The sequence below is a fragment of the Methylobacterium sp. E-016 genome (assembly GCF_022829745.1).
GTDB lineage: Bacteria > Pseudomonadota > Alphaproteobacteria > Rhizobiales > Beijerinckiaceae > Methylobacterium.
Map to the genome: position 1 here is coordinate 1 of NZ_JAKSYF010000161.1, position 12,192 is coordinate 12,192.

General features: G+C 72.5%; 10 protein-coding genes and 1 pseudogene. 5 read left to right on the forward strand and 6 right to left on the reverse strand.

What is annotated here, in order from left to right; translation table 11 throughout:
- Nucleotides 1–171, forward strand: a pseudogene (gene glmU, locus MKK68_RS24415) (bifunctional UDP-N-acetylglucosamine diphosphorylase/glucosamine-1-phosphate N-acetyltransferase GlmU); the annotation flags it as partial.
- 154 nt (nucleotides 172–325) lie between these two features.
- Nucleotides 326–2,152 (forward strand): glutamine--fructose-6-phosphate transaminase (isomerizing), encoded by a 1,827-nt coding sequence (gene glmS, locus MKK68_RS24420; RefSeq protein WP_244033173.1) that lies wholly within the window; start codon nucleotides 326–328, stop codon nucleotides 2,150–2,152.
- 10 nt (nucleotides 2,153–2,162) lie between these two features.
- Here the strand turns inward: glmS and MKK68_RS24425 are convergent, their stop codons facing one another.
- The 4 genes from MKK68_RS24425 to MKK68_RS24440 form a co-directional block, all read right to left on the reverse strand.
- Nucleotides 2,163–2,894, reverse strand: a complete 732-nt coding sequence (locus MKK68_RS24425) for an MIP/aquaporin family protein (RefSeq protein ID WP_244033174.1) — start codon at nucleotides 2,892–2,894, stop codon at nucleotides 2,163–2,165.
- Between the two features lie 50 nt (nucleotides 2,895–2,944).
- On the reverse strand, nucleotides 2,945–4,450 hold the full coding sequence (gene glpK, locus MKK68_RS24430) for a glycerol kinase GlpK (RefSeq protein WP_244033175.1): 1,506 nt from the start codon (nucleotides 4,448–4,450) through the stop codon (nucleotides 2,945–2,947).
- Between the two features lie 84 nt (nucleotides 4,451–4,534).
- The gene (gene glpD / locus MKK68_RS24435) at nucleotides 4,535–6,067 is read right to left on the reverse strand and encodes a glycerol-3-phosphate dehydrogenase (RefSeq protein ID WP_244033176.1); all 1,533 of its coding nucleotides are present in this window, start codon (nucleotides 6,065–6,067) and stop codon (nucleotides 4,535–4,537) included.
- 86 nt (nucleotides 6,068–6,153) lie between these two features.
- Complete coding sequence (locus MKK68_RS24440) at nucleotides 6,154–6,987, reverse strand: DeoR/GlpR family DNA-binding transcription regulator (protein WP_243932407.1); 834 nt, start codon at nucleotides 6,985–6,987, stop codon at nucleotides 6,154–6,156.
- 269 nt (nucleotides 6,988–7,256) lie between these two features.
- Here MKK68_RS24440 and MKK68_RS29810 point away from each other — a divergent pair, with 269 nt between their 5' ends.
- A complete protein-coding gene (locus MKK68_RS29810; protein ID WP_313898890.1) occupies nucleotides 7,257–7,385 on the forward strand; it encodes a hypothetical protein in 129 nt (42 codons plus the stop codon).
- Nucleotides 7,386–7,613: 228 nt separating this feature from the next.
- Here the strand turns inward: MKK68_RS29810 and MKK68_RS24450 are convergent, their stop codons facing one another.
- Nucleotides 7,614–8,516 (reverse strand): SDR family oxidoreductase, encoded by a 903-nt coding sequence (locus MKK68_RS24450; RefSeq protein WP_244033177.1) that lies wholly within the window; start codon nucleotides 8,514–8,516, stop codon nucleotides 7,614–7,616.
- A 99-nt stretch (nucleotides 8,517–8,615) separates the two neighbouring features.
- Here MKK68_RS24450 and MKK68_RS24455 point away from each other — a divergent pair, with 99 nt between their 5' ends.
- On the forward strand, nucleotides 8,616–9,479 hold the full coding sequence (locus MKK68_RS24455) for a helix-turn-helix transcriptional regulator (RefSeq protein ID WP_244033178.1): 864 nt from the start codon (nucleotides 8,616–8,618) through the stop codon (nucleotides 9,477–9,479).
- A 73-nt stretch (nucleotides 9,480–9,552) separates the two neighbouring features.
- Nucleotides 9,553–10,800, forward strand: coding sequence for a winged helix-turn-helix domain-containing protein (locus tag MKK68_RS24460; RefSeq protein WP_409567316.1), 1,248 nt, complete (start codon nucleotides 9,553–9,555; stop codon nucleotides 10,798–10,800).
- Between the two features lie 100 nt (nucleotides 10,801–10,900).
- On the opposite strand, the gene MKK68_RS24465 is transcribed toward MKK68_RS24460, so the two are convergent.
- Nucleotides 10,901–12,157 (reverse strand): YbfB/YjiJ family MFS transporter, encoded by a 1,257-nt coding sequence (locus MKK68_RS24465; RefSeq protein WP_244033180.1) that lies wholly within the window; start codon nucleotides 12,155–12,157, stop codon nucleotides 10,901–10,903.
- Nucleotides 12,158–12,192 lie beyond the last annotated feature (35 nt).

The window sequence follows — 12,192 nt, forward strand, 5'->3', positions numbered from 1 at the left end:
GTCACGGTCGGGGCCGGCGCCTTCGTCGCCTCCGGCTCGGTGATCACCGACGACGTGCCCGAGGGGGCGCTCGCCGTCGCCCGCGGGCGCCAGGCGACGAAGCCGGGCTGGGCCGAGACGAAGCGGGCGGCGTTGCGGGCGCAGAAGGCGGCGCGCGCGGGGAAATCCTGATCCTCTTCAAAACGCCGCGCCGGTCCCTCATCTCTCGGCTGGCACCGGCCCGATTCCTGATGCCCGCCCTGCGTAGCCACCGAGGGCTGGCCTCGCGCCGCGCCGATCCGGTACAAGCCGCCGGTCCACCGGGCGATACGAAAGACAACCCAGCATGTGCGGCATCGTCGGCATCGTCGGTAACGGGGCAGTGGCCGGTCCGCTGATCGAGGCGTTGCGGCGCCTGGAATACCGCGGCTACGACTCGGCCGGCATCGCCACGCTGGAGCAGGGCCGCCTGGCGCGCAGGCGGGCGTCGGGCAAGCTCGTCAACCTCGAGGCGCGCCTGCGCGAGGAGCCGCTGGCGGGCGCGATCGGCATCGGCCACACCCGCTGGGCGACGCACGGGCGGCCGAACGAGACCAACGCCCACCCCCACGCCACCGCGCGGCTCGCGGTCGTGCACAACGGCATCATCGAGAACTTCCGCGCGCTCAAGCAGGAGCTCGAGGCCACGGGCGTCCGCTTCGAGAGCGAGACCGACACCGAGGTGGTGGCCCAGCTCGTCAGCCACGCCATGGACCAGGGCCTCGGGCCGGTCGAGGCGGTCGCCGCCTGCCTGCCGCGCCTGCGCGGCGCCTTCGCGCTAGGCTTCCTGTTCTCCGGTCACGACGACCTGCTGATCGGCGCCCGCCACGGCGCGCCGCTCGCCATCGGCTTCGGCCAGGGCGAGACCTATCTCGGCTCGGACGCGCTGGCTTTGGCGCCGTTCACCGACGCGCTCACCTACCTGGAAGAGGGCGACTGGGCGATCCTGTCGCGCGCCGGCGCCGAGATCCGTGACATCCACGGCACGGTGGTCCAGCGCCCGCGCCAGACCATCGCGACCCAGGCCTACCGGATCGACAAGGGCAACCATCGCCACTTCATGGCCAAGGAGATTCACGAGCAGCCGGAAGTCGTCGGCCGCACGCTCTCTCACTACGTCGACCTCGCCCAGGGCCGCGTCGCGCTGCCCGAGCCGCTGCCGTTCGACTTCGCCAAGCTGTCGCGCCTCAACATCACCGCCTGCGGCACCGCCTTCTATGCCGGGCTCGTCGCCCGCTACTGGTTCGAGCAGATCGCGCGGCTGCCGGTCGAGATCGACGTGGCCTCCGAGGCGCGCTACCGCGAGGCGCCGCTGGAGCGGGACGGGCTGACCCTCGTCATCTCGCAATCGGGCGAGACCGCCGACACCCTGGCCTCCCTGCGCTACGCGAAGTCCCAGGGCCAGCACAGCGTCTGCGTCGTCAACGTGCCGACCTCGACCATCGCGCGGGAATCCTCCGTGGTGCTGCCGACGCTCGCCGGCCCCGAAATCGGCGTGGCCTCGACCAAGGCGTTCTCGTGCCAGCTCACGGTGCTGCTGTGCCTGGCCATCGCCGCGGGGCGGGCGCGCGGCACGATCGATGCGGCCGAGGAGCGCCGCCTCGTCGACGCGCTGATCACCGTACCCGGCCTGATGGCCGACGCGCTCGCCCGCGAGAACGAGATCGAGGGGCTGGCCCGCGAGATCGCCAAGGCGCGCGACGTGCTCTACCTCGGCCGCGGGACGAGCTACCCGATGGCGATGGAGGGCGCGCTGAAGCTGAAGGAGATCAGCTACATCCACGCCGAAGGCTATGCGGCGGGCGAGCTCAAGCACGGGCCGATCGCGCTGATCGACGAGAGCGTGCCGGTGATCGTGATCGCCCCCCACGACGCGGTGTTCGAGAAGACCGTGTCGAACATGCAGGAGGTCGCCGCCCGCGGCGGGCGCATCGTGCTGATCGGCGACGCCAAGGGCGCGGCCGAGCACGGGCTCGACACCCTGGCCACGGTGACGATGCCCGACCTCGACCCGACGGTGGCGCCGATCGTCTACGCGGTGCCGATCCAGCTCGTCGCCTACCATACCGCCGTCGTCATGGGTAAGGACGTCGACCAGCCGAGAAACCTCGCCAAATCGGTGACGGTGGAATAGGCGCCGGCCCTCAGACGCCGATCAGCAGGATCGCGAGCGCCGCGAGCACCGCACCGATCGCCGGGCCGGCGACCGGGATCAGGGCGTAGCCCCAATCCGAGTGCCCCTTGCCGGCGATCGGCAGCACCGCATGGGCGAGGCGCGGCCCGAGATCGCGGGCCGGGTTGATCGCGTAGCCGGTGGTGCCGCCGAGCGAGAGGCCGATCCCCCAGACCACCATGCCGACGAGGTAGGGCGCCAGCCCCGTCGGGATGTTGCCGGAAGCCCCCACTGTCCGCGACAGCAGGGCGCTGACGATCAGGATCAGCAGGAAGGTGCCGATGATCTCGCTCGTCCAGTTCGCGGCCGATTGCCGGATCGCCGGATCGGTGCAGAAGCAGGCCCGCTTCAGGCCCTGATCCTCGGTGACGGCCCAGTGCGGCAGGTAGTGCAGCCAGACCACGGTCGCGCCGAGGAAGGCGCCGATCATCTGCGCGGGCACGTAGACCAGGAGCTTGCTCGGATTCCCGGACGTGATCGCACCGGCGATCGTCACCGCCGGGTTGATGTGCGCGTCGGGGCTGCCCGTCGCGGTCGCGACGAAGATGCCGGCCAGCACCGCGAAGGCCCAGCCGGCGGTGATCGCGATCCAGCCCGCGCCCTCAGCCTTGGAGCCGCGCAGCATCGCGCCGGCAACGACCCCGTTGCCGAGGATGATCAGCACCATCGTGCCGAGAAGCTCGCCCAGGAACGGCGACGTCATGGGATGTCCTCCGAGAGTGTCCGGGATGGGAAGCGGTCGAGGCGGCGGCCTCAATCCTCCTGCTCGTCCCAGTCGAAGGCGCGCTTCACGGCGCGGCCCCAGGCGGCGGTGATGCGCCGGCGCTCGCCCGCGTCCATGTTCGGCACCCAGCGCCGGTCGACGCCCCAGTTGCGCACGAGGTCGTCGGTGCTCCGCCAGTAGCCGGTGGCGAGGCCCGCCGCGTAGGCGGCGCCGAGTGCCGTGGTCTCGGTGACCCGCGGGCGCACCACCGGCACGTCGAGGATGTCGGCCTGGAACTGCATCAGGGTGACGTTGGCGACCATGCCGCCGTCCGAGCGCAGCTCGCGCACGGGGATGCCGGAATCCTTCTCCATCGCCTCCAGCACCTCGTGCGTCTGGAAGGCGGTCGCCTCCAGGCAGGCGCGGGCGATGTGGCCGCGGTTGGCGTAGCGGGTCAGGCCGATGATCAGGCCACGGGCGCCCTCGTTCCAGTGCGGCGCGTAGAGGCCCGAGAAGGCGGGCACGAAGTAGACGCCGCCGTTGTCCGCGACCGTGGTGGCGAGGCTCTCGACCTCAGCGCTGTCCTGGATCATGTGCAGGTTGTCGCGCAGCCACTGCACCAGGGCGCCGGTGATCGCGATCGAGCCCTCGAGCGCGTAGACCGCCGGCTTGCCGTCGAGCTTGTACCCGAGCGTTGTGACGAGGCCGCAGGTGGAGGGTACGGGCGTCTCGCCGGTGTTCATCAGTGCGAAGCAGCCGGTGCCGTAGGTGTTCTTGGCCTCGCCCGGCTGGAAGCAGGCCTGGCCGAACAGGGCCGCCTGCTGGTCGCCGAGGATGCCGGCGATCGGCACGCCGGAAAACGGCACCTGCGTCTCGCCGTAGACCTGCGAGGAGGAGACGATCTCGGGCAGCATCGCCCGCGGGATGCCGAAGGCCGAGAGCATGCCGTCGTCCCAGGCCAGAGTCTCGAGGGACATCAGCTGGGTGCGGCTGGCATTGGTCACGTCGGTGAGGTGGAGGCCGCCGTCCGGGCCGCCCGTCAGGTTCCAGACGAGCCAGGTGTCGATGTTGCCGAACAGCACGTCGCCGGCTTCCGCCTTCTCCCGCGCGCCCGCGACGTGGTCGAGGAGCCAGCGCAGCTTCAGCCCGGAGAAGTAGCTCGCCAGCGGCAGGCCGGTGAGCGCGCGGAAGCGGTCGCGCCCGCCGTCGCGGGCATATTCGGTGACGAGGCGGTCGTTGCGGGTGTCCTGCCAGACCAGGGCGTTGTGGAGCGGTTGGCCGGTGCGCTTGTCCCAGATCAGCGTGGTCTCGCGCTGGTTGGTGATGCCGATCGACAGGAGGTCCTTCGGCGTCAGCCCGGCGCCGTCGAGGGCGTCCTGCATCACGCCTTGGGTGTTGCGCCAGATCTCCATCGGATCGTGCTCGACATGGCCGGGCCGCGGATAGATCTGCGCGTGCTCGCGCTGCTTGCAGACGATGATGCGCCCCTCGCGGTCGAACACGATGAAGCGGCTGCTGGTGGTGCCCTGGTCGATGGCGCCGACATACTGCGACATGGCTGTCTTCCTCCCTTGCGGACCGTGGGTCGATCGTCTCCCGCGGACCGGTCTTCGCGCCGGTTCCGCGCCGCGCACCTTGATTCAGGCGGCTTCCGCCTTTCGCGTCAGGTAGGCGGCGAGCCGCGCGGCCCCGTCCGGGCTGGTGCGCAGGCCGAGCTTCGAGCGCCGCCACAGGATGTCCTCCGCCGTGCGGACCCATTCCGAGCGGACGAGGTAGTCGACCTCCGCCGCGCTCAGGCCGCCCTCGAACGCCTCGCCGAGGTCGGCCAGGCTGCGCGCGCCCTTGACGATGGCCCGCGCCTCGGTGCCGTAGGCGCGGGCGAGCCGCCGGGCGGTCTCGGCCGGCAGGAACGGCGCCTCGCGGGCGAAGGCGGCGAGGAAGGCGTCGAAATCCGCCTCCGGCATCGCTCCGCCGGGCAGGGTCGCCTCGCCCGTCCAGGCCGGCTTCAGGCCGGGGAAGTGGGACGCGATCTTCTCGATCGCGTGCTCGGCGAGACGGCGGTAGGTGGTGATCTTGCCCCCGAACACCGAGAGCGCCGGCGCCTGCCCGCCGGCATCGTCGACGTCGAGCACGTAGTCGCGGGTCACCGCCGAGGCGTTGGCGGCGGCGTCGTCGTAGAGCGGGCGCACCCCCGAATAGCTCCAGACCACGTCCTGCGGCCCGATCGCCTTGGCGAACGAGCGGTTGATGCAGTCGCAGAGGTAGCGCGTCTCGTCCTTTGAGATCCGCACCGGGCCGGGCTCGTCCGCGTAGGGGACGTCGGTGGTGCCGATCAGCGTGAAGTCGCGCTCGTAGGGGATTGCGAAGATGATGCGCTTGTCGGGCTGCTGCAGGATGTAGGCCTGATCGCCCTCGTAGAGCTTGGCGACCACGATGTGGCTGCCCTTGATCAGCCGCACCGCCGCGCGGCTGTTCACGCCGAGCGTTCCGCCGAGCGTCGCGCTCACCCAGGGGCCGGCGGCGTTCACCACCGCCTTCGCCCGGACGGTCTCGGTGCGCCCGGTGACGGCGTCGCGCAGGGTCGCCGTCCACGTCCCGTCGACCCGGCGCGCCGACTCGACGCCGGTGCGGGTGCGGATCTCGGCGCCGCGGGCCCGCGCATCCATGGCGTTCAGAACCACGAGGCGGCTGTCCTCCACCCAGCAGTCGGAATAGACGAACCCCTTCGTGAGCCGGTCCTGAAGCGGTGCGCCCACCGGCGATGTTCGCAAGCGAACCGTCTTAGAGCCGGGCAGGGTGCGCAGCCGGGCGAGGTGGTCGTACAGGAACAGGCCGGCCCGCAGCATCCAGGCCGGGCGCAGGCCCGCGTCGTGCGGCAGCACGAAGCGGAGCGGCCAGATGATGTGCGGCGCCTGCCGCAGCAGGCGCTCGCGCTCGGCCAGAGCCTCCCGCACCAGGCGGAACTCGTAGTATTCGAGGTAGCGCAGGCCGCCGTGGATCAGCTTGGTGCTCGAGGACGAGGTGAATTCCGCGAGGTCTCCGCGCTCGCACAGCAGCACGGAGAGGCCACGCCCGGCCGCGTCGCGGGCGATGCCGGTGCCGTTGATGCCGCCGCCGATGACAAGCAGGTCGTAGGGGGCGCCCAGCGCCCGCACGTTCGAGACCGTCGTCATGAGTCGCCTCCCGCCCCGGCCGATGCCCGGGTCGGCAGAATATTGCCTTATCTTAGGATTTTCGCAAGCGAAAATTTCGATGTTCGCTACGGCTCGTCTTGGTCGGCCACCGCGAGGGCGACGCCGTGGCGTTCCATCAGGGCGACGATCTCGGGCGGCGGGACGCGGTCGGTGAAGAAGGTGTCGATCTGCTCCAGCCGCCCGACCTCGACCATCGGGCGGCGGGTGAACTTGGTGTGATCGGCCACGAGGAAGGTCTGGCGCGCATGCGCCAGGATGGTCTGCGTCGCCCGCACCTCCTCGTAATCGTAGTCGAGCAGGGCGCCGTCGGCGTCGATCCCGCTGATGCCGATGACCGCCACGTCGACCCGGAACTGGCTGAGGGTGTCGCAGGTGAGCTGCCCCAGGACGGCGCCGTCGCGGTTGCGGATCGTGCCGCCCGCCACGACGATGCGGAAGTCGGTCGCCTCCGCCAGCCCGACCGCCACGTTGAGGTTGTTGGTGATGATGCTGAGGTCGTCGTGGCGGACGAGCTCGCGCGCCACCGCCTCCGGCGTGGTGCCGATGTTGAGGAACACCGAGCAGTGCGACGGGATGCGGCCGGCCGCCAGCCGGCCGATCCGGGTCTTCTCGGACAGCAGCGTGGTGCGGCGGTCGGCGTAGTCGATGTTCTCGACGCTGGACGGCAGGCCGCCGCCGCCCCGGTAGCGCTCGAGCCGCCCCTCCGCGCTGAGCTCGTTGAGGTCGCGCCGGATCGTCTGCACGGTCACGCCGAACTGGCTCGCCAGGGCCTCGATCGTCACGAAGCCGCGCTGGCGCACCGCGGCGACGATCGCCCCGCGCCGCGTCTCGACCGCCGACGCGTCGGCGCGCTCGCCCGCCTTCCGCTCGAAGCCGCCCCGCTCGACCATACGCGTCATGGAAACTCCGGCCCGGGGCTCGTACGCCTCGGATCGGAGTGTAGGTGACCGGCGGGGTTTCGCAAACGAAACGCGCAGGCCCAGGGGCCGGCGGCGCTCGACCTGTCCTCGGGGCTGTTCGAGCAGATCGTCTACCGCGACGGCGCCCGGCAGTCGCGGAACGACCACACCGACCCGATCCGCCGCGAGCACAGGCCGGCAGTGCACGTGCGCATCGTCGAGAGCGGCGCGCCGACGGGCGGCGTCGGCGCGCCCGGGCTGCCCCCGCCGTGCTCAACGTGATCGCGGCGCTGACCGGGCAGCGCATCCGCGCCCTGCCGGTCGCCGACCTTGCGCGCAGGCCGGTTTCGCGCGCCTTTTCCGGCAGCCCTGGTGAATCGCGGGTGCGGCGCGCGTGAGCGCGAGGGGAGACCGTCGATGCCGGAGGTCGTCCGGGACGCGGCGATCGCGCCATCCTCCGAGGCCGTGTCGACCGGGCTCCGGGCTCCCGACCGACGCCGCCGCCCTCGTGCTCCTGACGCTGCCCCCCCCCCGTCATCCTGTGGCTGCTCGTGCGGACGCCGCTCGGCATCGCCCGCGGGGAGCTGCGCACGCTGTCGTCCTGACGGGCGGAGGCCTCGGGCGCCTCAGGCGGGCGGCCGGGAATAGTCCATCCGCTCCAAGTCCTCGATCAGGCCCCGGCCGGTCGGGTGCCAGCCGAGCCGGGCCCGCGTCAGCGCGCTGGAGGCCGGCATGTCGAGGCCGACGAACGCGGCGAGCCACCCGAAATGCGCGGCGGCGTCTTCCGGCGCGAGGGCGACCGCCGGCAGCTTCAGGCCGCGGCCGATGGTCTGCGCGATGTCGCGGGCGGCGACGCCCTCCTCGGCGACCGCGTGGTAGCGGGCGCCCGCCTCCCGCCGCGCGAAGGCGAGCGCGTAGAGCCGGGCGACGTCGAGGACCGGCGCCGCCGCCCAGCGGTTGGCGCCGTCGCCGACATAGGCCGAGACGCCGGTCCGCCGGGCGAGGTCGATCAGGTAGGTGATCAGCCCCTGCTTGACCGTGTCGTGCACCTGCGGAAGCCGCACCACCGACACGTTCACCCCCGCCTCCAGCAGCGCGGCCCCGGCGAGCTCGGAGGCGATGCGCGGGTTCGGGTGCGCGCGGTCGAAGACGTCCTCCCGGGCCGGGCCGCCGCCGTCGGGGCTCCCGATTCCCGCACCGGAGGTGATGAGCAGCGGCCGATCCGAGCCGGCGAGGGCGGCCCCCAGGGCCTCGATCGCCCGCCGGTCCTTGTCGCAATTGGCGACGAAGTTCGTGAAGTCGTCGTGGTCGAAGGCGGTGTGGATCACGCCGTCGGCCTGCGCGGCGCCGCGGCGCAGGCTGTCCGGGTCGTCGAGGGTGCCGCGATGCGGCTCGACCCCAACCTCGATCAGCTTGCGGGCGCCGGCCTCCGAGCGGGTCAACCCGAGCACCCGATGCCCGGACCGGAGCAGTTCCGGGACGATGGCCGAGCCGATGAAGCCGGTGGCGCCGGTGAGGAAGATGCGCATGCGATGCACTCCGCTGTGATCAGAGCGCCCCTTGTCGGCCCGCCGCCGATCCCGTTAAAGTCGTGATCGTATCCCGGTATACGTCCCAACAGGATCGCCATGCCCGCCCGTTCCGAACCCTCGCTGGGCGCCTACCTGCGGGATCGGCGCACCAAGCTCGATCCGGCCGCCCTCGGGTTCTCGGGCCGCCGTCGCACGCCGGGCCTGCGCCGGGAGGAGGTCGCCCAGCGCTCGAACATCAGCGCGACCTGGTACACCTGGCTGGAGCAGGGGCGTGGCGGCGCACCCTCGGCGGACGTGCTGAACCGCATCGCCGCCGGGCTGATGCTGACCGAGCCCGAGCGCGAGCACGTCTTCATGCTGGCGCTGGGGCGTCCGCCCGAGGTCCGTTACCGGCCGCAGGAGGGGATCACGCCGCGCCTCCAGCGGTTGCTCGACACGCTCGAGGTCAGCCCGGCCCTGATCAAGACCGCGACCTGGGATGTCGTCGCCTGGAACCGCGCCGCCGCCGTCGTGATGACCGACTGGGAACCGCTGCCGCCCGGCGAGCGCAACATCCTGCGCCGCATGTTCGGCGACCCGCGGGTGCGGACGGCGCAGCAGGATTGGGACAGCGTCGCCCGCTTCGTGGTCGGCGCGTTCCGGGCGGACGCGGTGCGGGCCGGCGCGGCCTCCGAGGTCGGCGAGCTGGTGGACGAGCTCTGCCGCACCAGCCCGGACTTCGCCGCCCTGTGGCGGGAGAACGACGTCCACGCCCACGGAGACGGGGTCAAGCGGCTCCGTCACCCCGTCCTGGGCCCGATCGAGCTGGAGTTCTCGGCCTTCGCCGTGGACGGAAGACCGGATCTCGGCATGATCGTCTACAACCCGATCACCCCGGAGGTCCGCGAGCAGATCCGCACCCTCGTCCACGCGCGGCAGGGCGAAAACGGCGCCGACGGGTCGCCGCCGAAGGCCGCGTAGTGCACGCGGCGCAGCTCCCGAACTCCGTGCGGCTCTTGCCGGGCCTCGTGCCGCCCCTGTCCGGAGGCCGGCCCTGACGGCGGACCTCTCCGCCTCCGAGGCCCGTCGCATCGCCCTCGTCGCCCAGGGCTTCGCCGCGGGCCGGCGCGCGGGACCCGTCTCCGCCGCGCGGATGCGCAACGAGATCGGCCGGCTCGGCCTGCTTCAGATCGACAGCGTGAACGTGCTGGTGCGGGCCCAGTACCTACCGCTGTTCTCGCGCCTGGGCCCCTACGAGCGCGGGCTCCTCGACGCCCTGGCGGCCGACCGGCCGAAGCGGTTCTTCGAATATTGGGGGCACGAGGCCTCGCTCCTGCCGGTCGACCATCACCCCCTGCTGCGCTGGCGCATGGCCCGGGCCCTCGCCGGCCGCGGCCTGTGGCGGCGGCTCGAACCCTTCGCCGGGGACAGGCGCGGCGAAGCCGAAGCCCTCCTCGCCCGCATCGAGACGGAGGGGCCGCTGGCCGCCTCCGACGTCGCGGGCAACCGGGCCTCGCAGGGCATGTGGGTGTGGAGTGCGGCCAAGCACGCGCTCGAATGGCTGTTCTGGGCCGGCCTCGTCGCCTCGACGCACCGTCGCGGCAGCTTCGAGCGCGTCTACGACCTGCCCGACCGCGTGCTTCCGCGCGCCGTCCTCGCGCATCCGACCCCGAGCGGCATCGACGCGCGGCGGGAGCTGATCGCACGCGCGGCGCGGGCGCTCGGCATCGCGACGGCGCAGGACCTGCGCGACTATTATCGCCTCGCGCCCGCCGATGCGCACCTGCCGATCGCGCAGCTGGTCGAGGACGGCACGCTGGTTCCGGCCCGGGTCCGCGGCTGGCCGCAGCCGGCCTACCGGCACAGGGAGGCGCGGCTCGGCCGACGGCTCGACGGCGCCGCGCTCCTGTCGCCCTTCGATCCGCTGATCTGGCACCGGCCGCGGACCGAGCGGCTGTTCGGCTTCCGCTATCGGCTCGAGATCTACACGCCCGCTCACCAGCGCGAGCACGGCTACTACGTCCTGCCCTTCCTGATGGACGGCGCGCTCGTCGCCCGCGTCGACCTGAAGGCGAACCGCAGGATCGGCGTGCTGGTCGTCCAGCGCGTGCACCTGGAGCCCGATGCGCCCCCCGGCACCATGGACCGGCTGCTTGGGGAGCTCCGCCTGATGGCGGCGTGGCTGGACCTGGCGAGCCTCGCCGCCGCGCCGGCGGCCGGCGCGACCGGCCTGCCCATCGCGGCCGCCGGCGAGCCCGACCCGCCGTCGATCGAACCGGGAGCGAACGAAGCCTCGGGCTGACCGATCGCCGCGAGATCGTGCGGCGGCGCCGCTCGCCCCGCGTTCGGCACGGCTACGATGCGGCACGGACGCTCAACTCCGCCGGATTCGGGCGCCAGCCTCAGGGGCGGGCGGGGGAGGCGGGGCGCGGCGTCGCCAGCGCCGTGCCGAGGTCGATGGCGAGCGCCAGCACCATCGCGGACGTGCCGAGCGCGAACAGCAGCGTGTAGTTGCCCGCCGTGTGCGCAAAGACGAAGGACAGCCCGTAGGCGGCGCCGGCCTGGAACAGCGCGAACGCCACGGTGGCGACGCTCCAAGCCGCCTTCTGCCGCTCCGGCTCCCCGGGCAGGAGCTCGCCGATGCGGCCGAGCATGAGCGGCACGGTCCCGGTGACGAAGGTGCCGACCGCGACGCTCGACAGGATCAGCCACGACGGGCCGAGGCCGAGGGCCGGAATCGCGATCGCGCCGGCCTCGACCAGGAAGGCGAGCCGGAGCGCGGGACCGAAGCCGGTCCGGTCGGCGAGGTGCCCGACGAGGATCGGGCCGACCGTCGCGCCGAGCCCGAACAGCACCCAATAGTGCGATCCGGCCTGGATGCCCTGCCCGAGGCCGCGCGCGACGAGGTCGACGAGGAAGAGCATGTGCGGCACCCACGCGGCCGCGTTGAGCGCGTATTCCGCGTAGAGCGCCCGCAGCGCCGCCCGGCCTGGCGCGCGCGACGGCTCGGCACCGGCAACCGGCCGAACTGCCGCCGGAGCGTCGGACGGCCAGCCCCGCCAGCCGATGACGGTGAGCAGGCAGGAGAGCGCGCCGAGGCCGAACCAGGCCTGCTGCAAGCCGCCGCGCAGGAGGAGCGGGACGAGCGTCCCCGACGCCGCGATGCCGACGCCGATGCCCATGAAGATCAGGCCGCCGGCCAGGCCGCGCTTGCCCGGCGGCACGTGCGGAAGCACGGCGGGCGCGGCCAGCACCATCAGCGCGCCTCCGGCAAAGCCCGACGCGAAGCGCCAGGCGAAGAACCACGCGACGTTCAGCGGGTAGGCGCAGGCGAAGAACGCCGCGGTCGCCACCACCATCATCGCGCGGAGCACCACGGGAACGCGGGTGCGGGCGGCGAGCGGCCGCCCGAGCAGGGCGCCGGCGAGATAACCCGCAAGGTTGGCCGCCCCGAGATAGGCCGCGGTCGAGGCCTCGAACCAGCCGCCGTCGATGATCGCCGGAAGCAGCGGCGTATAGGCGAACCGCGCGAGCCCGATCCCGATCAGGCTGGCGCAGGAGGCCGAGGCGACCGCGCGCCGGGCCGTCCGTCTGTCGTCGGCGCCGGCGCGATCGCCGTGCGGAAGCGTTCGAGGCCGGGCAGGCGTCGGCAAGGCCATGGGACGAGGTTCCCGCCGTTCGGTCCGAGAGTGCA

What these genes read in the sequence shown, in the direction of transcription:
- glmS (WP_244033173.1), top strand. Translation starts at nt 326, where the DNA reads ATGTGCGGCATCGTCGGCATCGTCGGTAACGGGGCAGTGGCCGGTCCG.
- MKK68_RS24425 (WP_244033174.1), bottom strand. Translation starts at nt 2,894, where the DNA reads ATGACGTCGCCGTTCCTGGGCGAGCTTCTCGGCACGATGGTGCTGATC.
- glpK (WP_244033175.1), bottom strand. Translation starts at nt 4,450, where the DNA reads ATGTCGCAGTATGTCGGCGCCATCGACCAGGGCACCACCAGCAGCCGC.
- glpD (WP_244033176.1), bottom strand. Translation starts at nt 6,067, where the DNA reads ATGACGACGGTCTCGAACGTGCGGGCGCTGGGCGCCCCCTACGACCTG.
- MKK68_RS24440 (WP_243932407.1), bottom strand. Translation starts at nt 6,987, where the DNA reads ATGACGCGTATGGTCGAGCGGGGCGGCTTCGAGCGGAAGGCGGGCGAG.
- MKK68_RS24450 (WP_244033177.1), bottom strand. Translation starts at nt 8,516, where the DNA reads ATGCGCATCTTCCTCACCGGCGCCACCGGCTTCATCGGCTCGGCCATC.
- MKK68_RS24455 (WP_244033178.1), top strand. Translation starts at nt 8,616, where the DNA reads ATGCCCGCCCGTTCCGAACCCTCGCTGGGCGCCTACCTGCGGGATCGG.
- MKK68_RS24465 (WP_244033180.1), bottom strand. Translation starts at nt 12,157, where the DNA reads ATGGCCTTGCCGACGCCTGCCCGGCCTCGAACGCTTCCGCACGGCGAT.